14 protein-coding genes are annotated in these 22,323 nt (G+C 66.9%); 7 read left to right on the top strand and 7 right to left on the bottom strand.

Annotated elements, in window-relative coordinates; all coding sequences use genetic code 11:
* Positions 1-5: 5 nt before the first annotated feature.
* Together CAG29_RS04085 and CAG29_RS04080 are read right to left on the bottom strand one after the other, a co-directional pair.
* The gene (locus tag CAG29_RS04085) at positions 6-701 is read right to left on the bottom strand and encodes a hypothetical protein (RefSeq protein ID WP_085580179.1); all 696 of its coding nucleotides are present in this window, start codon (positions 699-701) and stop codon (positions 6-8) included.
* A 129-nt stretch (positions 702-830) separates the two neighbouring features.
* A complete protein-coding gene (locus CAG29_RS04080; RefSeq protein WP_085656067.1) occupies positions 831-1,850 on the bottom strand; it encodes an alpha/beta fold hydrolase in 1,020 nt (339 codons plus the stop codon).
* Positions 1,851-2,091: 241 nt separating this feature from the next.
* Here CAG29_RS04080 and CAG29_RS04075 point away from each other — a divergent pair, with 241 nt between their 5' ends.
* The gene (locus CAG29_RS04075) at positions 2,092-7,269 is read left to right on the top strand and encodes a dermonecrotic toxin domain-containing protein (RefSeq protein ID WP_085693881.1); all 5,178 of its coding nucleotides are present in this window, start codon (positions 2,092-2,094) and stop codon (positions 7,267-7,269) included.
* A 24-nt stretch (positions 7,270-7,293) separates the two neighbouring features.
* Here the strand turns inward: CAG29_RS04075 and metE are convergent, their stop codons facing one another.
* On the bottom strand, positions 7,294-9,606 hold the full coding sequence (metE, locus tag CAG29_RS04070) for a 5-methyltetrahydropteroyltriglutamate--homocysteine S-methyltransferase (RefSeq protein ID WP_085693880.1): 2,313 nt from the start codon (positions 9,604-9,606) through the stop codon (positions 7,294-7,296).
* A 110-nt stretch (positions 9,607-9,716) separates the two neighbouring features.
* On the opposite strand from metE, the gene metR reads away from it, so the two are divergent.
* A complete protein-coding gene (gene metR, locus CAG29_RS04065) occupies positions 9,717-10,634 on the top strand; it encodes a transcriptional regulator MetR (RefSeq protein WP_085580171.1) in 918 nt (305 codons plus the stop codon).
* A 117-nt stretch (positions 10,635-10,751) separates the two neighbouring features.
* On the opposite strand, the gene CAG29_RS04060 is transcribed toward metR, so the two are convergent.
* Genes CAG29_RS04060 through CAG29_RS04045 form a run of 4 tightly spaced genes read right to left on the bottom strand, consistent with a single transcriptional unit; the run spans position 10,752 to position 13,758 of the window.
* Entirely contained in the window at positions 10,752-11,249 is a 498-nt protein-coding gene (locus CAG29_RS04060) for a GNAT family N-acetyltransferase (protein WP_085580169.1), read from the bottom strand.
* A 2-nt stretch (positions 11,250-11,251) separates the two neighbouring features.
* A complete protein-coding gene (locus tag CAG29_RS04055; RefSeq protein WP_085580167.1) occupies positions 11,252-11,890 on the bottom strand; it encodes a LysE family translocator in 639 nt (212 codons plus the stop codon).
* Positions 11,891-11,912: 22 nt separating this feature from the next.
* Positions 11,913-12,341 carry an NUDIX domain-containing protein gene (locus tag CAG29_RS04050; RefSeq protein WP_085580165.1) on the bottom strand — a complete coding sequence of 143 codons (429 nt, stop codon included), beginning with the start codon at positions 12,339-12,341 and terminating at the stop codon, positions 11,913-11,915.
* A gap of 55 nt (positions 12,342-12,396) precedes the next feature.
* Entirely contained in the window at positions 12,397-13,758 is a 1,362-nt protein-coding gene (locus CAG29_RS04045; protein ID WP_085580163.1) for an HD domain-containing phosphohydrolase, read from the bottom strand.
* A 247-nt stretch (positions 13,759-14,005) separates the two neighbouring features.
* Here CAG29_RS04045 and CAG29_RS04040 point away from each other — a divergent pair, with 247 nt between their 5' ends.
* The 5 genes from CAG29_RS04040 to CAG29_RS04020 are packed head-to-tail and all read left to right on the top strand — an operon-like array spanning position 14,006 to position 22,305.
* Complete coding sequence (locus CAG29_RS04040; RefSeq protein WP_085580161.1) at positions 14,006-16,261, top strand: EAL domain-containing protein; 2,256 nt, start codon at positions 14,006-14,008, stop codon at positions 16,259-16,261.
* A complete protein-coding gene (locus CAG29_RS04035; protein WP_085636524.1) occupies positions 16,261-18,135 on the top strand; it encodes a bifunctional diguanylate cyclase/phosphodiesterase in 1,875 nt (624 codons plus the stop codon). The genes CAG29_RS04040 and CAG29_RS04035 overlap by 1 nt, the downstream gene beginning before the upstream one ends.
* The gene (locus tag CAG29_RS04030; protein ID WP_085580157.1) at positions 18,132-19,094 is read left to right on the top strand and encodes a cytochrome-c peroxidase; all 963 of its coding nucleotides are present in this window, start codon (positions 18,132-18,134) and stop codon (positions 19,092-19,094) included. Before CAG29_RS04035 ends, CAG29_RS04030 begins: the two co-directional genes overlap by 4 nt.
* Positions 19,091-20,905, top strand: coding sequence for a DAHL domain-containing protein (locus CAG29_RS04025; RefSeq protein ID WP_085580155.1), 1,815 nt, complete (start codon positions 19,091-19,093; stop codon positions 20,903-20,905). The genes CAG29_RS04030 and CAG29_RS04025 overlap by 4 nt, the downstream gene beginning before the upstream one ends.
* Positions 20,902-22,305, top strand: a complete 1,404-nt coding sequence (locus CAG29_RS04020) for an ATP-binding protein (protein ID WP_085655969.1) — start codon at positions 20,902-20,904, stop codon at positions 22,303-22,305. The genes CAG29_RS04025 and CAG29_RS04020 overlap by 4 nt, the downstream gene beginning before the upstream one ends.
* The last annotated feature ends 18 nt before the right edge of the window (positions 22,306-22,323 follow it).

Below are 22,323 nucleotides of genomic sequence, written 5' to 3'. Positions count from 1 at the left end.
GTGCCTCATTGCGCGAACGGGCTGATCATTTGCTGACGGCTGTCGTCCATGGCCTGGTAGAAGGCGTTGGAGAGGTTGGCGTAGTTCGGCTCGTCCCACTCGCCCTGGGCGGCCTGGGTCACGGTGAACGGCTTGAACCACAGCAGCCGGTTGTCCGAAAGGTCCACCACCATGCCCTCCCCGCTCACATGGGCCATCGGCGCGCTGGTCGGCACGATGCTGTAGTAGCTGCGGACGGCGCCGGTGGCGTACACGTTCACCAGCACCAGACGGTCGACACCGTAGGCGGCCTTGAGCGACGTCAGGTCGCGGGTCATGTAGCCCTCGCGGAACGACATTTCCTTGTAGGACGCGATGTTCAGCGGCTCTTCGATGCGCTTGGCCTTGTAGCCCTTGGCCTGCAGCTTGGCGACGATCGCCTCCGGCAGGGTGTTGAAGTCGCGCACCTGCCAGGTCTCGACGTTGTCGCTGAGCTTGCTGTTGACGCCCTTGTTGATGGCCAGATCCAGCAGGCCCTGATTGCCGGTCAAGGCCAGCACCGGTACGGGCACGGCGTTGATCGCCACGCCGATGGTCGGTTCCTTGGCGTCCCAGAACTGGTTGTCCAGCGCCACGGGCGGTTGCACGTGGGCGCAGCCGGTGAGCGTCAGGCAGGCGAGCAGCGTCAACGCAGCCCAGGTGCGGAAAGTGCGGTACGTCATGAATCAAGTCCCTATGCGTGAAATCATCGCGGCCCTTGCGGCAGCGGACAGACGGCAATAGTGGCACATTGATATTTTTTTGACGACCGAAAATTGGCGCGCCCGCCCGATTCACGCCCTGCCGCCCGGTCAAAGCAGGTTGCTGCCCGCCGCCGGTTCGATCTGCGCCCAGTGCGAGGCGTCCTCGCGGTGCGCCTGCAGGTACGGCAGCACCGCCGCCAGCAACGGCGCCTTGAACGCCTCCTGGAAACGGTGGGCCAGGCCCGGAATCAGCCGCAATTGGCTGCCCTGGATATGCGCCGCCAGGTGCACGCCGTGCATCACCGGCAGCAGCGGGTCGGCGGTGCCGTGCACCACCAGGGTCGGCACGCGCAACCGGTTGAGCAGCGCCACCCGGCTCGGCTCCGCGAGGATCGCCATGATCTGGCGTTTGACGCCTTCGGGGTTGAACGCCCGGTCATAGGCCACCGCCGCCTGTTGCAGCAACGCCTGCCGGTCGTCTTTCACCGTCGGGCTGCCGAGGGCCGCCAGCAGGTCGGCCTGCTGCTCCAGCGCCACCTCGCGGCTCGGCGCCCCGCGCCGCGACAGCAACTGCACCAGCGCCGCGCTCGGCGCCGGCAAGCCTTCGGCGCCGGAGCTGGTCATGATCAGGGTCAGGCTCTCGACCCGCTGCGGCGCCATGTCCGCCAGGTGCTGGGCGATCATCCCGCCCATGCTCGCCCCCAGCACATGGAACCGCTCGACGTGCAGCGCATCCATCAGGCCCAGCGCGTCGTCGGCCATGTCGGTCAGGCTGTAGGGCGCCGACACCGGCAGACCGAGCTTGTAGCGCAGCACCTCGAACGTCAGGTTGGCCTCGGCCGGCGCCTGCCGCCAAGCGGACAGCCCCACGTCGCGGTTGTCGTAGCGGATCACCCGAAAGCCCTGCTGACACAGGGCGACCACCACCTCGTCGGGCCAATGGATCAACTGCCCGCCCAGGCCCATCACCAGCAGCAGCGCCGGATCCGACGCCCGGCCGATGCTCTGGTAGGCCAGGCTCACCTGCGCCAGGTCGACCCGCTCGGTCGCAACGTTCACATCGCAACGCGAGGCGGCCCATGAAGGCAGGCCGAACACCAGCGCGGCCAGCAATAAAAATACACGCATGAAAAACACCGAAACGCAGAACCCCAGTAGAGCGCGAGTCTGATGAAGTTTGTTCAAGCGCGCTGCCACAGTTGCGTGACAGTTTGATGAAGGGCGCCGAACGGTCTTCCGGGCGTTATCCAGACGAGCCCCTCCACAAAGCGCCCGCGATAACCCGATACCGCCAAGGCCTCGCCGCAGGGCTTTCTAATGACGTGAAGACGGCTTGCCTGCCGCCCACCCTTCACGGAGCCCCCTCATCATGCTCGACCTGCCCGTTCCCGACCTGACCGGTTTCGATCCGTTTCATCCGCTGCCGCCGAACACCGATCAGCGCCGTTGCCTCCAGGCCACGGCACGCTGCAACGATTGCCGCCGGCAGTGGCTCGCGCTGATGGCGCAGTGTCCTGCGGCTCCTGAACCCGGCTGGTGGACCGCCCGCGCCCTCGGTACGCCGCTGTCGCGCCGGGATCACGCCTTGAGCCTGTATCGCCAGCATTTCGAGGGCGCCTGCGACCTGGCCCGTGCCGAGGGACTGATCGACACCGCGCAATGGCAGCAACTGCTGAAACGGTCGGATCCGACGGCCACCGATGATCACGCGGCATCAATCACGCAACCGCTGCTCACCGTCCGAGAAGGCGAAAGCGGGCGCCTGTTCGGCGTGATGACGATTGCGCTCCAGGCGGCGGATGCGCCGGCGCTGCTGTACTCGCCCGCCCGCTCGCCGGCGCTGAGACGCTTCGCAAACGGGCAGGCGCTGGAGCGTTGGCTGGTCGGGCAACATCCGGTGCCTGCGCAAACCACCGGGGTCGAGCTCATCGGGCTCGGACACGATCCCCTGCGGCTCAGCCTCCTGCCGCTGCTGACCGGCGCATCGCCCGCTGCCGACCACCCGGATCGGGCCACGCTTGAGGCACTGTTCGCCGAAACGCCGGATCCGGTGGCGCAGGCGACCCCGGACGACACGCAAGCCTCCCCTTTCGGCCTGATGACGCCGGACATTCCCTGGGACATGTGTCGTCAGGCGCTGGCCCGGGAACAGGCCGCCCTCGATGCGCTGCTGGGCAGCGATCCGGAGGGCGCGCAGTACGGTGAACGCCTCACAGCACTCAAGCGCCTGTCCGATGCCCTGGCGAGCGCAGGGCAAGCCAGCCATCAGGCCGCTTCGGCGTTGCTCGGCGCACCGCAGCGACTGGACATTCCACAATGGAACCAACCCTCGAACACGCATTACCGGGCCCTGCACCTGGCCCGGCTCGAGGGGCTGCGGACAGAAGCGCAACTGCAACGGCTGCTCGGCCACCTCGATGACGACGATGTCCACCGCCTCTCGTCCGTGCTCGACACCGCTCCCGAGGACTGGCCTGCGCAGGTGACCGTCGCGCGCATCACCCTCGCCGCGCCGCAAGACGGCGTCCGACACGCGGCGGACCTTGAGGGCGTGCTGGTCATCGCGGCGCCCTCGGCCCTTGAGACCGGATCGCAAGAACCCCTGCTGCTTCACTGGCCCGGCCGCGACGGCGGCCTGCAGCGCTTCGGCTCGCGCCAGGCGATGGAGCGGAACCTGTTCAGGCAATCGGCCGACGATCCCGAGGCGACGCTGCACCTGACGCCGCTGAGCCGCGATCCGTTCACCTGGGCCTTGCAGGAGCAGCTCTATGCCTGCGAGCAGCAAGCCTTGAAGATCCTGCGCGACTGTCCACTGCCCGGCCGTGCCGCCGAACGGGCCCAGGCGTTGGCCAAGCTGCGCGAAGAGAGCCTGGCGAAACTGACGGTGGCGATGCCGGCCGCCCGCGAGCTGGCCCTCTCGCAGCGGCTGGAACAGGAGCGCAGCGCGGCGCTGGCCGAGAAGCTGCCGCCCTGGCTCGGTCACTTGACCCAGGCGCAACGCGTACGGTTCAGGGAACTGATCCACCAGTGGCTCGATGCCGCGCACCGTTGCCAGGCGCTTATCGACCGCGAACTGCCGCCCAGGGACGTGTTCTTCCAGACCCGGATCGACGCCCGCCTGCGCAAGGACTTTGCGCTCCGGCAGCGCTTTGCGGTCACGCTGGATCTGCCGGTCGCCACGGCCTACCAAAAAAGTACGATGGCGGCCCCCGGGCCCGGCACCCCGCATGAACTGGTCCTGGTGGCCGGCCGGGAGCGCACGCGCCTGACGCTCGTCGAACTCGCCCGCCTCAACATCGACCAGGCCATGCAGCAGCGGCTGGCGTTCCTGAACGTCATCATCGACGCCGATGACGACCAGGACCGCAGCACCCTGGAGCGCGGCATCACGTCTGCCTACCTGCGCACGCTGGTGCCGGATCTCGACCTGCCCGGACACTATGAACGCCAGTTGGTCGCCACCTTCCTCGGCCCCTCAGAAGAACCTGCGTTCAGCAGCGCCTGGCGCCGCGAATGCCTGGGCGAACCCTGGAGGCTGATGCTGCGCCTGCAAGGCGAACGTGCCCTGCTGCAAGGCCGGATCGACCACATCGGCCGAAAGGTGCTGGAGATCGCCACCGACGCGTCGGATCCTGCGGCCTACGCCGTAGACGGCAAGCGCATCGAACTGCTGCCGGCGCACTTGACCGTGGGCGGCAAGGATACGCCGGCCCAGGGGCCGAGCACGCTGACCGGCGTGACCTTTATCGTCGAGCGCGTCAGCGGGCTGACGCTGCAATACTTGCCTGACGCCCCTGACGGCGATTGCCTGCGCCAGTTCGGCTCGCTGGAGGATGCCCGCCTGGACCTGTTCAACCGCTGCGTGCCCGGCACGATGGTCGACTACCTGGCCGGGCGTGCCTTGGCGGGCGAGCCTGCACGCCATGCCGGCCGGATCAAAGAGGCGGTGCGGCGCAACTTCGACGGTCTGATCGGTGTCGGGCCGAAGTGGCCGGCCACCACCTCAATGGCCGGCCACCTGATCCACGTGCACATGGGCCGCCTGCTCGAAGCCCATCGCAGCAGCGCCCGCTCCAACGATGCCCTCGCCGCGGAGCGCCATGCGCTGGCCGACGGCTCCGTGTTCAATTACCTGAAGATGGCCCTCGGCGTGGTGCCGTTCGTGGGGACGGCCATTGCGCTTCACGAGGCGTGGGGCAACGCCAACCGGGCAACGGCGGCCTTTCTGCAAGGCAATGTCCCGGAGGGCCTTGATGGGGTCGAATCCGTGCTGCTGTCATTGATCGATGCGGCCATGGATATCCTGCCGGCCGCTGCGGCCGCCCCCTCCGCCGCCCGCTCGGCCACGCGCCTGCGTCATCAGGCCCGCGCACCGCGCACAGCCCACCGCGCCAGGGGCCGAGGCCTGCCTGACCCGTTCAAGGGCTATGAGTACGAACACGACATCTCCCTGGCAGGCCTGCAGCCGCTCAACCACGGCGTCTACCGGAACGTGTACCGGCACGCCGACGGGGACTTCATCCTCCGCGCAGGCCGCCCGTACCGCGTCTTTTTGAGCGATGACGCCCGCCACTGGCGACTGTCCGGCACCCAGGCGCGGAGCTACAGAATGCCCGTCGCGCTGAACGAAAACGGCCACTGGGACACCCACTACGCGGTCCACGGCACCCTGATGGACGGCGGCGGCCTGGGCGGCGGCGCGGTTCTCGGGCACCTGGCCGACGGCCTCGATCCGCTGTGGCCGCAAGCGATCCGGCAATGGCTGCCGCGCTGGTGGACCGACCGGCACCTGCGCCGCCAACTGACCCTGACCCACACCGCCGACGCGCTCACCCGGCAGCTCAACAGCCAGACCCGCAGCACCAACGTCCAGCTGCAGCGCTTCTATGACAGCACGCCCGAGCAGCGCAAGACCCTGCGGCCGGCGCTGGAGAACGCCTTCATCCGCGACATCGAAACCGCCCGCGACAGCCACCAGACCCTGACCGAACTGCACCCCCTGAGCCATGGGCGAAAACGCGCGCACATCGAGGACACCCGAAGCCGCAACGCCTGGGTGGTGGTCGAACGCACCGTGCACCGGATCCGGTTCGCCCAGGACAGGCTGGTGGAGCACCTGGACAGCATCGACACGTTGTTCAGGCAGTCCGAAACCACGCCCGCCTCCGACACTCCCCGGCACCTGGCGCTGATGGATCGGCGTAAGGCCGTGCGCATGGCCTTTCTCAAGGAGTACGAACAGGCCCATGCCCTCACGGAGGAGCTCAACCGCTGGCAGGCCCGCATCACCAGCCGCGAGCACCGGGCCAGGACGGCCGCCGACGTGGCCACCGTCAACAAGAAGTTCAGCCGGGCCAACCATGACTACCTCAAGACCGCCCACCTGCTGGAGCTGATCACCCGCGCCGATGCCGTCGACGACCCCGCCTGGATGTACTTTCACGTGCAGTTGAAGCGGGCCCGCACCGAAGTCGGCCGCACCCTGTACGTCCAGCACAACCTGCCGCAGGTGCAGGCCAGCCAGGCGCAGCGCCGGCAAATCCTTGAAGCGGCCCTGACGGCGTACACCGAGTTCCGCCGCCGCCTCAACGCCTGGCGCTTGGGCTACCCGCAGCACCTGGATCTGGAGCACCTCTCGGCGTTTCTCGAACAACTGACGCAGATCGAGCACAGCACCCGCAACGCGCTGCGCAACGTGACGCCCGTCGTGCCGGCGGAACGGGCGCCGGGCAAGAGACTGTTCAGGGCCGAGGACGACCGGCTGCTCATCGGCAGCGAACTGACGGATCCCGATACCCGCAGCACCCGCTTCACCATCGAAGGGATCAATGGGCACAACGAAACCTGGATCCCGCAGGCCAACGGCAAGTACCGGCTGCACGAAACGCTTGCCCCGACGCAGCCGGCGCACGAACCGCCGCTGCAACCGTTGCTGAACGAAGCCCGAAGGCGGCTCGATGCGTTGCCTGCCCATCAAGACAGGGTTCACGGCTACGCCCGCCAGGACATGCTGCCGGCGGATCTTGAGGACATGCTGCTGCGCGAGGCGCAGGAGCTGACGATCCGCGCGCAGATCATCGAGCGGCGCTCACCCCACGAGCCGATGGTCCGGCGCCTCACCGACCAGGCCCGGCAACTCACCCTGGACGCCCGCTCGCTGCGCATCCGGCAATCGATGGGCAGCAAGACCCCGACCGAGGGTTACCTGGATTACCTGCTGGAGCAAAACGTGGCGGACCTCGTCAAGGAAGGCAGTCTGCGCGACCTGGGGAAACGCCCGGGCGGCACCCGGGACTTCCTGCAGGAGTACGCCGTGCGCGACCTGATCCGCCAGCCAGCGCAGACCCTGTGGTATGTGCACATCCACTTTCCTTCGGCGAAAGCGCCGTTGACCGGTTTCAGCAAGGCCCACCTGAAACTGCCGGAGCAACGCAACCTGGGCCTGCAATGGCAGCAGGCCCAGGCCAAAGGCGGCGGCAAGGTCGAACCGATCTGGCGCGGCGATCTCAGTCGAGCGACGGTGCTCAAGCACTTTTCCGCGTTGTGACCGTCGCGCTGTGCAGTCCCGGCATCAGGCCAGTTGACGGCGCAACTGCCGCGCCGCCGCCACCATGTTGACCAGCGCCGCTTCCGTCTCCGGCCAGGCGCGGGTCTTGAGGCCGCAGTCGGGGTTGACCCACAGCCGTTCGGCCGGAATACGCTTCACCGCCTTGTGCATCAGCTTGACCATCTCGGCGGTTTCCGGCACCCGCGGCGAGTGGATGTCGTAGACGCCCGGGCCGATGTCGTTGGGGTAGTCGAACGCTTCGAAGGCCTCCAGCAGTTCCATGTCCGAGCGCGAGGTCTCGATGGTGATCACGTCGGCGTCCATGGCGGCGATCGCCTGGATCACGTCGTTGAACTCGCTGTAGCACATGTGGGTGTGGATCTGCGTCTCGTCGCGCACGCCGCCGGCGCACAGGCGGAACGCCTCCACCGCCCAGTCCAGGTAGTCCTGCCACTGGGCCCGGCGCAGCGGCAGGCCTTCACGGAATGCGGCCTCGTCGATCTGCACGATGCGGATGCCGGCCTTCTCCAGATCCGCCACTTCGTCACGCAGGGCCAGGGCCAATTGCTGCGCCTGCACCTTGCGCGGCACGTCTTCGCGGGGGAACGACCACATCAGCATGGTCACCGGACCGGTCAGCATGCCTTTCATGACCTTGTCGGTGAGGCTCTGGGCGTAGGTGATCCAGTCCACGGTCATGGCGTCGGGGCGGCTCAGGTCGCCGTAGATCACCGCCGGCTTCACGCAGCGCGAACCGTAGCTCTGCACCCAGCCGAAACGGGTGAACAGGTAGCCGTCCAGTTGCTCGGCGAAGTACTCGACCATGTCGTTGCGTTCGGCCTCGCCGTGCACCAGCACGTCCAGCCCCAGGCGCTCCTGGACCTGCACCGCGTGGCGGATTTCGCTGTGCATGGCATCGGTGTAGTCGTTGGCCGACAGCTTGCCTTGCCTGAAGGCCTGCCGGGCCAGGCGGATCGAACCGGTCTGCGGGAACGAGCCGATGGTGGTGGTGGGAAACGCCGGCAATTGCAGGTGCGCCTGTTGCGCAGCGATGCGTTGGGCAAACGGCGAACGGCGCTGGCTGTCCTTGGCGCCGATCGCCTTGATCCGGGCCTGCACCTGCGGCTTGTGGATGCGCGGCGACTGCGCACGGCTTTGCGCCACCGCGCGGCTGTCGGCCAGGGCGGCCTGCACGCCGGCCGTCTGCGGATCGTTCAGCGCATCGCGCAGCACGGCGATCTCGCTGCACTTCTGCACGGCGAACGCCAGCCAGCGCTTGAGCTCAGGGTCGAGTTCGTCTTCCCGTCCGACATCCACCGGGCTGTGCAACAACGAGCAGGAACTGCTGACCCACAAGTTGTCGCCGAAACGCTCCTGGGCCGTCTGCAACTGCGCCAGCGCCTGTTCCAGCTCGCAGCGCCACACGTTGCGGCCGTTGACCAGGCCCACGGACAGGATCTTGTAGGTGGGCAGACGGTCCAGCACCTGGCCCAACTGCTCCGGCGCCCGCACCGCATCGATGTGCAGCCCCTGCACCGGCAGGCTCACGGCCAGGCCGAGGTTGTCCTCAAGCCCGCTGAAGTAGGTGGCCAGCAGCTTTTTCAGCGGCGAGTACTGAAGAATGTTGTAGGCGCGTTCGAAGGCGTTCTTCCACGCTTGCGGCAGGTCGAGGGTCAGGATCGGCTCGTCGATCTGCACCCACTCCACGCCTTGGGCGGCGAGGCGGCCGAGGATCTCGCCGTACACCGGCAACAGGCGCTCCAGCAGGTCCAACTTGTCGAAGCCCTCGCCCTTGGCCTTGCCCAGCCACAGGTAGGTCAACGGGCCGATGATCACCGGCTTGACGTTGTGGCCCAGCGCCCGGGCCTCGTCGACTTCTTCGAACAGCTGTTCCCAGCTGAGCCTGAACGCCTGGTCAGCGGTGAATTCCGGGACGAGATAGTGGTAGTTGGTGTCGAACCACTTGGTCAGCTCCTGGGCATACTGCGTCTGGCCGTGCCCGCCGCCGCAGCAGCTGGCGGAAGCGCCGCGGGCCATGGCGAACAGGGTGTCGAGGGTCGGCAGGCCGCGGGCGTCCAGCGCACCGGCGAAACGCTCGGGGATCGCGCCGAAGGTCAGCGAGTGGGTCAGCACCTGGTCGTACCAGGCGAAGTCGCCCACCGGCAGCAGGTCGATGCCGGCGTCCTTCTGCAATTGCCAGTGGGCGGCGCGCAGGCTGCGCCCGACCCGTTCCAGGCTCGCCCGGTCGAGATCGCCTTTCCAGTAGGCCTCCAGGGCCTTTTTCAGTTCGCGGTCGGCGCCGATGCGCGGGAAACCAAGGATGTGGGCCACGGCCATGTCGAAGTTGCTCCATCGGTAAAAGATGGCGCCATTGTCGACAGCCCGGGCAACATGAGACAAACTCAACCTTTTCGTGTTGATTACAAATTTTACTCATGGAGCCTGCGGTGCTTGAGATCCGTCACCTGAAAACCCTGCACGCCCTGCGCGAAGCCGACAGCCTGGTCGATGCCGCCGACCGCCTGCACCTGACCCAATCGGCGCTGTCCCACCAGTTCAAGGAGCTGGAGGAACGCATGGGCATGCCGCTGTTCGTGCGCAAGACCAAACCGGTGCGCTTCACCAGCGCCGGCCTGCGCCTGCTGCAACTGGCCGACGCCACCCTGCCGCTGCTGCGCGCCGCCGAGCGCGACATCGGCCGCCTGGCCGGCGGCACCGCCGGGCGCCTGCACATGGCCATCGAATGCCACAGTTGCTTTCAATGGCTGATGCCGACCATCGACCAGTTCCGCGACGCCTGGCCGGAAGTGGAGCTCGACCTGGCCTCGGGGTTCTCCTTCGCGCCGCTGCCGGCCCTGGCCCGCGGCGACCTGGATCTGGTGGTCACCTCCGACCCGCTGGAAATCGCCGGGCTCACCTACGTGCCGCTGTTCACCTACGAAGCCATGCTCGCGGTGGCCAACCAGCATCCGCTGGCCGGCAAACCGTACATCGTCCCCGAAGACCTGCGCAGCGAAACCCTGATCACCTATCCGGTGGAGCGTGACCGGCTGGACATCTTCACCCGCTTCCTGGAACCGGCCGACATCGAGCCGGCGCAGGTGCGCACCTCTGAACTGACGGTGATGATGATGCAACTGGTGGCCAGCGGCCGGGGGGTGTGCGGCATGCCGCACTGGGCGCTGCACGAGTACAGCTCGCGGGGTTACGTGAAGGCCAAGCGGCTGGGGGAGAAAGGCCTGTTCGCCACCCTCTACGCGGCGATCCGCGCCGACATGCTGGATGCGCCGTACATGCGCGACTTCCTGCTGACGGCCAAGGACACCTCGTTCTCGACCCTGGACGGCGTCAGCGCCGTGCGCTGAAGGCGCTGCGGGCGGACTTGGCCCTGCCCTGCGGCGCCCTCACTGACGCCATCGCCAGCAGGCTGGCTCCCACAGGTTCCGGGTCGTTCGCAGAGGCTGGGTTGAGCCCAAGGGGCTTCAGAGTTCGCGCCACAGGTGGAGCTTGTCGAAGTAGTCCTCGCCCACCCGCACAGCCATGGGTTCCTGGCCGAACTGGATGAAGCCGCAGCGCCGGTAGAGGTTCAGCGCCGCGTCGTTGCCGGCGGTGACCGTCAGTTGGATGAGTTTCAGTTCCGGGCGGCTCTGCGCTTCGGCCAGGGCGGCCTGCAGCAACCCGTGGCCCGTGCCCCGGCGGCAATACGGCGCCGACACGTACAGGCCGAACAGCGTGACCTTGTGCCGGGCCTTTTCCCGGGACTCGAACGCCAGCCCGACGATGCCGGCCAGCCTGCCGGCCTCGAACGCGCCGAGCACCACATCGAACTTGCCGCTGAGCCGCGACTCCCACCAGCTCAGAGGCATCGCCGCCCGTTCGCGCACGCTGGAGGTGAAGGCCTGCGGGTGGCAGTCGTAGGCTTCAAGCATCAGTTCCCGGTAGGCCAGGGCGTGACTGGCATCGAGCCGCTCGATCCACATGCTCACGCCGTCCTGCGCTGCTCAAGCATCAGGCGCAGCGCCAGCCCGCCGAGCACGAACCCCATGAAGTAACGCTGGGCCGCCAGCCAGGTCGGGTTGTGGGCGAACCACGAGGCGATGCCCGCCGCCGACAGCGCGATCATCAGGTTGACGCTGAAACTGACGCTGATCTGGGTCAGGCCCAGCACGATGCTCTGGCTGAACACCGAGCCGTGCTCCGGGGTGATGAACTGCGGAAACACCGAGAGGTAGAACACCGCGATCTTCGGGTTCAGGGCGCTGGTGAGAAAACCCATCGTGATCAGCCTGCGCGGGGAGTCGGCCGGCAGCGCCTGCACTTCGAACGGCGAACGGGCGCCGGGCTTGACCGCCTGCCAGGCCAGCCACAGCAGGTACAGCGCACCGGCCCACTTCAGCGCCTCATAGGCCATCGGCACCGCGAGGAACACCGCCGTGAGGCCGGCCGCCGCCGCGAACAGGTGCACGAAGAACCCCGCCACCACGCCCAGCAACGACGTCACCCCGGCCCGGCGCCCCTGACAGATCGAACGGGAAATCAGGTAGATCATGTTCGGCCCCGGCGTCAGCACCATCAGCAGCGCGGCGGCGGCGAAAATCAGCAGATCGTGCAACGGGATCATGGCGGGCTCCTTGCGTGGGCGGTCAGACGGTCAGCGAGGCCCGATAGAACGGCAGGATCAGGTCCCGTGTCAATGGCGCCAGCGCCAGCCCGCCGTCAGTCTGCGGATCGATCCAGCTCACCTCTTCGATCTCCGCCGCCGGGGACACCTGGGCGGCGATGTCCAGCCGGAAGATGTCCGCCTGCACGGTGAACCCCGGCTCATTGGCGGCAGGGGCGTCGAACCGACCCAGAAAGCCGGCCTGCGCCGGATCGATGACCAGGCCCAGCTCTTCTTCCAGCTCGCGGGCCAGGGCCTGCACCGGCAACTCATGGGGCTCGATCTTGCCGCCGGGCTGCATGAACGCGATGGTGCCGCGCTTGCGCACCAGCAAGGTACGGCCGTCGGGGCCGATCAGCAGGGCGGCGGCGATGCGGATGATGCGGGACGGGACAGCAGAAGCAGAAGTCATGGGTCAGCCGGGGCCTTGGCGAAAACCGCAAGGATCCCATGCCGGCGGAACGCCGTCATCCACCCTGGGCCTCCAGCGCGGCCCCGGTTTCCTCCGGCACCTTGACGAACACCTTGTACTGCCCGCCCTCCATGGCCTCGAAAGCGATCAGCTTGTCCACCAGCGGCCCGCTCAGCACCTTGCCGGCGTTGAGCAGCAGCATGCCGTTGTCGGCATTGAGGTTGCGCGCCAGCACCATGCCCGCCGCCAGTTCGCGGGTGCTCAGCACCTTGACCGCCGGATCCGCCAGCACGACGTCGTTCATCACCTGCGCGCAGACCAGGATGAAGTCCTCGATCAGCCCCGGGTCGTACAGCCGCCCCGCGTACTGACGCAGGTACAGCAGCGCCTCGTCGCTGTTCATCTGCCGTTCGAGGATCAGGCCCCGTTGCAGCTCGACGAAGTCCACCGCCAGCTTCAGCAGGCGCGAGCCGAACGGGATCGCCTCGCCCCGGAGCCGGTCGGGAAAGCCGCCGCCGTCCCAGTGTTCCTGGTGATGCAGGATCAGGCGGGCGGCATCCTTCATCGGGTCGAGGGCCATCAGCACCGATTCGCTCTGCTTGGGGTAGGCCCGGTAACGTTCGCGCTCGACATGGTGCAGCAGGTCCGAGGGGGTCACCATCATGCTGTCCGTCCAGCTCAGCTTGCCGACGTTGTAGAGCGCCGCGGCCATGGTCAGGTCGCGGCTTGCGGCCTCGTCCAGGCCGAAGTGCCGGCAGCAGGCGCGCATCAGCTCGATGATCTGCCGGTTGGTCTGCTTGGCGGGCGGCAGGCGCAGGTTGGCCAGCAGCGAAAACACTTCCGTGCCGGTCACATAGCTGCGCTTGAGCTCCTCGTAGGCCAGGTCGAGCATGTCGGCGGTCTGCTGCAGTTCGGCGGTGCGGGCGGCGACACGCTTCTCAAGGTTGCCGTTGAGCGTCTTGAGCTTCTCGTTCTGCAGCCGGATCAACTGCTCCAGGCGCTGGCGCTCGCGCTCCAGGTGCTGATGCTCGAGGGCCTGGCGCAGGGTCAGGAGCATCTCTTCGTCGTTCCAGGGCTTGCTGATGTAGCGGTGGATCCGGCCTTCGTTGATGGCCTTGATGATCGCCGAAGGGTCGGCGTAGCCGGTCAGCATGATCCGCACCGTCGACGGATGGGCCTCGTGGATGCGGGCCAGCAGCGTGGCGCCGTCCATGTTGGGCATGCGCGCATCGCTCATCACCAGGTCCACCGGCTGCTGCGCCAGGATCTCCAGCGCCCGGGCGCCGCTGTCGGCCAGCAGCACATCGTAGGGCTGGCCGCGCAGCAGGCGGCGCAGGCTGTTGAGGATCGGTTCCTCGTCATCCACCAGCAGCACCTGGGGACGGTTCGCGGGCGTGGGGACGGTTTGCTCTTCCATGGCTGGGCCTCGAACGCAACGGCTGTCGTGGGGGGCATGCCCAGACCGCGTCGCTTGTCCATGCCTGCCCCAAAGGCTAGATGATTTTCTCCAAGGCGGCGCAAATGATCGCCCGACGGCGTCCGGGCGAATTCGCGCGGGGCAACTATGCTTGGTTCATTGATCCGCGACCGGCCCCTGCGCCGCTCTGAGACGAGGGAATAAGGATGATCCCGACAACGGCCGTGCATTCATCGGGCCTTGCGGCATGAACCGGCCGCCTGCGCAGGTCAACCGCCGCGTGCTCATCGTCGACGATACGCCGTCGATCCACGACGATTTCGCGAAAATCCTCGGCGTTCCCCCAGCCGATGACGAAGGTTTGGAGCAGGCCGAGAACCTGCTGTTCGGCACGCCTGCCCCCAGCTCTGCCCCCCGTTTCGAGCTGGATTTCGCCTTCCAGGGTCGCGAAGCCCTGGACAGGGTCGAGGCCGCGCAGGCCGGCGCCGTGCCTTATGCCGTGGCCTTCATCGACATGCGCATGCCGCCGGGCTGGGACGGCCTGGAAACCATCGAACGGCTCTGGCAGGCCGATCCCAGGCTGCAAGTGGCGCTGTGCACCGCCTACTCCGACTACTCCTGGGAAGACCTGGACCGGCGCCTGGATCTGGGCGACCGTCTGCTGATCCTGAAAAAACCCTTCGACGCGATCGAGATCCGCCAGATGGCCAGCGCCCTGACGGTCAAATGGCAAATGACCGAAGACGCCGCGCTGAAGCTCAACCAACTGGAGCAAGCGGTGCAGGCACGCACCCGGGAGCTGTCCGACGCCAACATCATCGTGCAGAACAGCCCGACCGTACTCTACCGGCTGCGCGGCGAGCCGTCGTTCCCGTTGATGTACATCTCCCACAACATCACCCGCTACGGCCACGCCGCGGCCGACCTGGTGGAGGGCGGCGAGTGGATCGAGAAACTGATCCACCCTGACGACCGGGCCAAGGTCGATGCCGCCATGGCGCGGGTGCTGGACCGGGACGCCTCGGGCGCGTCCATCGAGTTCCGCCTGCGCACCGGGCAAGGCGACTGGCGCTGGGTGGAAAACCGCTACATCCCGGTGCGCGACGCGGCCGGGCGCCTGCTGGAAGTCGAAGGGATCATCCTCGACATCACCGAACGCCGCCAGGCCGAGGAAAAGATGGCCCTGCTGGCCCGCACGGACGGGCTCACCGGCCTGGCCAACCGGGCCACGCTGATCGAGCGCCTGCACCAGGCCTTCGCCGCCGCCCGCCGCGGCGCGATGCCGTTCGCCGTGTTCTACCTGGACCTGGATCACTTCAAGCGGATCAATGACACCCTGGGCCATCCGGTCGGCGACCTGCTGCTGCAGGAAGTCGCGCAACGCATCAAGGCTTCGGTGCGGGAGAACGACGTCATCGCCCGCCTGGGCGGGGACGAATTCGCGATCCTGCAGCTGGAGGTCAGCGACCCCACCCAGGCCGCCGCCCTCGCCGCCAAGATCCGCGACGTCCTGCTGTTGCCCTATGACCTGGCCGGCAATGTCCTGCGCATTTCGGTCAGCATCGGCGTGTGCCTCTACAGCGCCGCCAGCACCCACGCCGACAACCTGCTGGGGCAGGCCGACATGGCGCTGTACCGCGCCAAGGAAACCGGCCGCAACCAGTTCCACTTCCATTCCGAGGAGATCAACCAGGAAGTGGCCGAGCGGCTGGCCATCGCCAACGAGCTGCAGACCGCCATCCACAAAGGCGAACTGGAGCTGCACTACACGCCGGAAACGGACCTTTCCACCGGCAAGGTGCTCGGCATGCAGGCCCAGGTCCGCTGGCACCATCCCCAGCGCGGCCTGCTGCCGGCGTCGGCCTTTCTGCCGGCGGCGGAAAAGACCGGCGCGATCATCGCCCTCGGGCGCTGGATGCTGGACCACGCCTGCTGGCAGATGCACCGCTGGCGCGACGAAGGCACCGCACCGCCGGTGATGGCGATCAAGCTGTCCCTGGCCCAGCTCAAGAGCGGCCCGGACCTGATCTACGAGGTGCTGCGCACCACCGCCCGCTGGGAGCTGTGCCCGTGGGATCTGCGCTTCGACGTGACCGAAGCGACGCTGGCCCAGACCAAATGGACCCACAACGACGTGCTGCCGCGCCTGCGGGAATTAGGGGTGCGGATCGCCATCGACGATTTCGGCACCGAATACTCGTCGTTCGAGTACCTCAAGACCTATCAGGTCAACCACCTCAAGCTCGCCCAGGCATTCATCGACAACGCCGCCCGGGATCCGGCCGGCGCCATGGCGTTGCGGGCGATCGTCAATTTCGCCCGCGACCTGGGCATCGGCATCATCGCCGAAGGCCTCGGCGAGCCCGGGCCGCAGCGGCTCGCCGCGCTGCCCGTGGAGGTCTCGTCCGGCGTGCCGGCGGTGCCGTCGAGCCTGGAACAGATCTCGCGCCTGCTCAGAGAGGCCGACCTGCTGCCGCCGGGGCCCGCCACGGAGGATGAGTGATGAAGACGCTTGTCGCCCAGACCAACCGGCGCATTCTCATCGTCGATGACACACCGGCCATCCATCAGGACTTTCGCAAGATCCTCGCCCCGGACGACACCTTCGAGCCCAGCCTGGACCAACTGGAGCACACGCTGTTCGGCACCCGGCAGCCCCCCCACGTCACCTTCGAGCTCGATTCCGCCTACCAGGGCCAGGAAGCGCTGAAACTGGTGCAGCAGGCGCTGGTCGACGGCCGCCCCTATGCGCTTGCCTTCACCGACATGCGCATGCCGCCGGGCTGGGACGGCCTGGAGACCGTCGAAAGGCTCTGGCAGGCCGACCCCAACCTGCAGATCGCCCTGTGCACCGCCTATTCGGACTACAGCTGGGAAGCCATGACCGAACGGCTGGAGTTCGGCGATCGCCTGCTGGTGCTGAAGAAGCCCTTCGACGCCCTGGAGATCCGCCAGATGGCCAACGCCCTGACCTGGAAATGGCAACTGGCCCAGGACGCGGCGATGAAGCTGCAGAGCCTGGAGAAGACCGTCGAGGCCCGGGTCCATGAACTGCTCAAGGTCTCGCACCTGCTGCAGTACGATGTGCTCACCCAGTTGCCCAACAGCACGCTGCTGGGGGATCGCCTGAGCCAGGCCCTGGCCCGCGCGCGCCGCCACGACCGACAACTGGCCGTGCTGTTCCTGGGGCTCGACCGGTTCAAGCGGATCAACAATGCCCTGGGCCATCCGGTCGGCGACGAAATGCTCAAGCGCACGGGCCGCCAACTGGTGGCCAGCGTGCGCGAATCCGACTCGGTGTTCCGCTACGGCTCCGACGAATTCGTGGTCATCCTCAGCGACATCAACCATCCCCAGCAGACCCGCGGCATCGCCGAAAAGCTGCTGGCCGCCATCCGCAGCCCGCACACCCTGGCCGGACACGACCTGACCGTCACCGCCTGCCTGGGCATCAGCATCTACCCGGACGACGGCGGCGAAGCGATCGAACTGATCAAGAAGGCCGAGACGGCCATGCGCAACGTCAAGGACAACGGCCCGGACAGCATCGGCTTCTTCATCGAGGCCATGAACCAGAGTGCCCGTGAACGGCAAAGCATCGAGTCGGGCATCCGCCAGGCCCTGGCGCGGCAGGAATTCGAGCTGCACTACCAGCCCAAGGTCGAACTGGACAGCGGCAAGGTCATCGGCGCCGAAGCGCTGATCCGTTGGTACCGGCCGGGGCATGGCTGGGTCTTTCCCTCCGACTTCATTCCCGTGGCCGAAGACAGCGGCCTGATCGTGCCGCTGACCCGCTGGGTGCTGACCCAGGCTTGCCTTCAGGCCCAGGCCTGGCGGCAGGCGGGGCTGCCGGACGTGCGCATGTCGGTCAACGTGTCGGCCATCGACTTTCGCCAGGGCGACTTCGTCGAGACCGTCGAACAGGTGCTGCAGGCCAGCGCCCTGCCGGCCTCGCTGCTGGAGCTGGAAATCACCGAAGGGGTGATGATGCAGAGCGTCGAGGCCACCATGACCGCCCTCGACCGGATCAAGGCGTTGGGCGTGCGGCTGGCCATCGACGACTTCGGCACCGGCTATTCCAGCCTGAGTTACCTGCACCGCTTCCCGGTCGACGTGCTGAAGATCGATCAGTCGTTCACCCGCACCCTCGACAGCGAAGGCGGCGATGACGCGCTGGTCGGCGCGATCATCAGCCTGGGCAAGAGCCTGCGCCTGAACGTGATCGCCGAAGGGGTCGAGACGCAGCGGCAACTGGACGTCCTCAAGGCCCACGGCTGCGAGGAAGGCCAGGGGTATCACTTCAGCAAAGCCGTGCCGGCGGACGACTTCGCCCGGCTGCTGGCCGCCGGTCCCTTGGGCGGCAGGGCAAAGCCATGAGCCGCCGGCGGACGCTTCCCCTTCTGCTGGCCGCCCTGCTGTGCGGGCTGTGTGCAGGCGCCGGCGCGGAGCCGCTGGACGAACCGCTCAAGCCCCTGCCGGACGCGCCGCCGCTGGATCCGGCGCGGGTGGAACTGGGCCGCAGGCTGTTCAACGATCCGCGGCTGTCGGCCAACGACACGCTGTCATGCGCCAGTTGCCATCACCTGGACAAGGGCGGCGCCGACGTCCGGGCCCTCTCCATCGGGTTCGACGGCAAGCCGGTCAGCGTCAATACGCCGAGCGTGCTCAACGCCAGCCTCAACTTCCGCCAGTTCTGGGACGGCCGGGCCAAGACGCTGGAGGAACAGGTCCACGGCGTGGTCTCCAGTCCTGTCGAAATGGGCAGCGACTGGGACACCGTCGTGCGCAAGATCGGCGCGGATCCCGACTACCGCCGGGCCTTTGCCGCCGCCTACCCGGATGCGGTGACCCCGGCCAACATCCAGGGCGCCCTGGCCGACTACGAGCGCACCCTGTTGAGCCCGCGCTCGCGCTTTGACCGCTACCTCTCGGGGGACACGGACATCCTGACCCTGGAAGAGAAGTACGGCTACCAGCGCTTCAAGGACTACGGCTGCATCGCCTGCCATCAGGGGGTGAACATCGGCGGCAACATGTACCAGAAGTTCGGCGTGTTCGGCGATTACGTGGCCGACCGCGGCAACCCGACCGAGGCGGACCTGGGGCGTTTCAACGTCACCGGCGACGAAAGCGACCGCGCCGTGTTCAAGGTGCCGAGCCTGCGCAACGTCGCGCTGACCGCACCGTACTTTCACGACGGTTCGGCGGCCACGCTCGAACAGGCCGTCGATGTGATGTTCCGCTATCAGCTGGGGCGCCAGCCCAGCGGCGAGGACAAGGATCTGATCATCCGCTTCCTCAAGACCCTGAGCGGACAATGGGAGGGCCAGCCATGACCGACATTTCGCGCCGCACCAGCCTGCTGCTGCTGGCCGTCATGGCGCTGGTGCTGGCGTCGATCCTGATCTTTCTGTACCTGAAGTCGAGCTCCGAGAAGACGGCGGCCTACACCGAGTCCCGGGACCTGATCCGTCAGATCAAGCAGCAGGACGCCCAATGGGAAACCGAGGTGCTCAAGGCGCGGGTGGCGATTGCCCACAACTACGACCCGCTGGTGGCGCCGATGAACGAGATGAACCGCCTGTGGGAGCGCTTCGACAGCATGGAGTCGGGCCATGGCCGCAACGACTCCGGGCTGTGGAACGATGCCCACGAGGGCTTCCTCGGGGCGATGCAGGAAAAGACCCGGCTGGTGGAGCGGTTCAAGTCGCACAATGCCCTGTTGCGCAATTCCCTGGCGTTTCTGCCCACCGCCGACGACGACATCCAGGCGCAACTGGCCAACGTGCCCCAAACCGACCCGTCGCGCCTGCTCAACATCGCCAGCGACACCTACGACCTGCTGCTCAGCAGCCTGGAGTTCGCCCAGGTCGCCTCCGACGACAAGGCCGTCGACATCCAGCTGGGGCTGAACAAGCTGGCGGTGAATGCGCAGCGGCTGCCGCAAGCGTTCCAGGATCCGATCCGGATCCTGAGCAACCATGTGGCGCTGATCCTGCGCGAGCAGCCGATCGTCAACAGCCTGCTGCAAGACATCGAAGCGGTGCCGGTGGCCGAACGGCTGGACACCATCACCGGCCTGCTCGACAGCGACCAGCAACGGGTCGAGCGGATCGATCAGCGCTACCACTTCTACCTGCTGGTGTTTTCCGGCCTGCTGGTCTTGACCCTGGTGTGGCTGACCATCCGCCTGATCCGCAGCTTCAGCGAGATCAACCGGGTCAACAAGGCCCTGCAGACCGCCAACGAAGAACTGGAGCGCCGGGTCGAGGAACGCACCCGCGAGCTCAAGGGCGCCCAGAGCGAACTGGTCGACGCCGCACGCCATGCGGGCATGGCCGAGATCGCCACCAACGTGCTGCACAACGTCGGCAACGTCCTCAACAGCGTGAACATCTCCTCCGACCTGATCTCGCGCAGGCTGCGCAGCAGCAAGGCCCAAGGCCTGGGCAAGGCGATGCAACTGATCAACGCCCACCCCGAGGACCTGGGCGAGTTCCTGACCCGGGACGAAAAGGGCAAGCTGCTGCCCGGCTACCTCAACCAGTTGGCGGAGGCCATCGCCCGGGAACAGCAGGAGATGGCCGACGAACTGACCCAGATGAGCAAGAGCGTCGATCACATCAAGGACATCGTCGCCACCCAGCAATCCTACGCCGGGGCCAACAGCCTGACCGAACCGCTGTACATCGACCGGTTGCTCGACGACGCCCTGCGCATGAACGCCGGCGCGCTGAACCGGCACCACGTCACGGTGGTCAAGGCCTATGCCGACGTGCCGCAGATCATGGGCGACAGGCACCGCCTGCTGCTGATCCTGATCAACCTGATCAGCAACGCCAAGTACGCCATGGCCGACCTGAGCAACCGCCCGCGGCAGATCACCTTGGGGGTGGAGATCGTCGACGACAGCGTTGTGCAGATCAGCGTCAAGGACGACGGCGAAGGCATCGCACCGGAGAACATGACCCGGATCTTCGCCCACGGCTTCACCACCCGAAAGGACGGCCACGGCTTCGGCCTGCACAGCTGCGCCTTGGCGGCGATCGAAATGAACGGCCATCTCACCGCCCACAGCGACGGACCGGGCCAGGGCGCGCTGTTCACCCTGCAGATCCCGTTGGTGCGGGTCACGGAGGACGCATGAGCGAACAGTCCAACCGGCGCATCCTGCTGATCGACGACACCCCGTCGATCCACGACGACTTTCGCAAGATCCTCACCCCGGCAAGGGCCGGCTCGGCGCAGCTGGACGAAATGGAAGCGGCGCTGTTCGGCAGCGAGATCAAGGCTGCCCGGCCGGCCTTCGAGCTGGATTCGGCCTACGGCGGCCAGGAAGGCCTGGGCAAGCTCATGCAGGCCCTGCAGGAACATCGTCCCTACGCCGTGGCCTTCGTCGACATGCGCATGCCCGACGGCTGGGACGGGGCGAAGACCATCGAGCACCTGTGGCAGGAGGATCCGAAACTGCAGGTGGTGGTGTGCACCGCCTACTCCGACTACTCGTGGGACGAACTGCTGGACCGCCTCCAGGCCCATGACCGCCTGCTGATCCTGAAAAAGCCGTTCGACAACATCGAAGTGCAACAGATGGCCAACACCCTGCTGACCAAATGGGAGATGACCGAACGGGCATCGATCCAGATGCATCACCTGGAACACCTGGTGGACGAAGGCACCGCCCAGTTCCGCCAGGCCAGCGAGGCCCTGCAGCGGGAGATCGACGAGCGCCGGCAACTGGAGGGGCAGTTGGTGCAGTCGGAAAAACTGGCCTCGCTGGGGCAGCTGGCGGCAGGGGTCGCCCACGAGATCAACAACCCGATCGGGTTCATTTCCTCCAACCTCGGCACTCTGGACGGCTACATCAAGCAGTTGCTGGAGATGCTCGACGCCTACGCCGCCGCCAGCCGGACGCTGGACACCGGCGCTGCGGCACAGCTTGAGCAACTGCGCGCACGGCTGGAGCTGGACTATCTGCTGGAGGACATTCCCCAGCTGATCGGCGAATCCAAGGAAGGCATCGGCCGGGTCGGCCGGATCGTCAAGGACCTGAAGGACTTTTCCCGGGTCGACACCAACCAGGAATGGCAGTGGGCCAACCTTCAGCAGGGCATCGAATCGACCCTGAACATCGTCGCCAACGAACTCAAGTACAAGGCCGACGTGGTCAAGGAGTACCAGCCGTTGCCGGACATCGAATGCCTGCCGTCGCAGATCAACCAGGTGATCATGAACCTGATCGTCAACGCGGCGCAGGCCATGGGCCCGGAACGCGGCACCATCACCTTGCGCACCGGGCAACGGGCGGACACGGCCTGGGTCGAGGTCGCCGACACCGGTTCCGGGATCGCGCCCGACACCCTGCAGAAGATCTTCGACCCGTTCTTCACCACCAAACCGGTGGGCCAGGGCACCGGGCTGGGGCTGTCCCTGTCCTATGGCATCGTGAAAAAACACGGCGGGGAGATCTCGGTGCGCAGCGAACTGGGCGCCGGCACCACCTTCCGCGTGGAGCTGCCGCTGCGCCAGAACCGGCCGGCTGCCTGAGGACAGACCGGCATTCCC

The sequence above is a fragment of the Pseudomonas sp. B7(2017) genome, from assembly GCF_002112745.1.
In the GTDB taxonomy this organism is placed as follows: Bacteria; Pseudomonadota; Gammaproteobacteria; order Pseudomonadales; family Pseudomonadaceae; genus Aquipseudomonas; species Aquipseudomonas ekonensis.
This window is presented reverse-complemented; position numbering and strand designations above follow the sequence as displayed.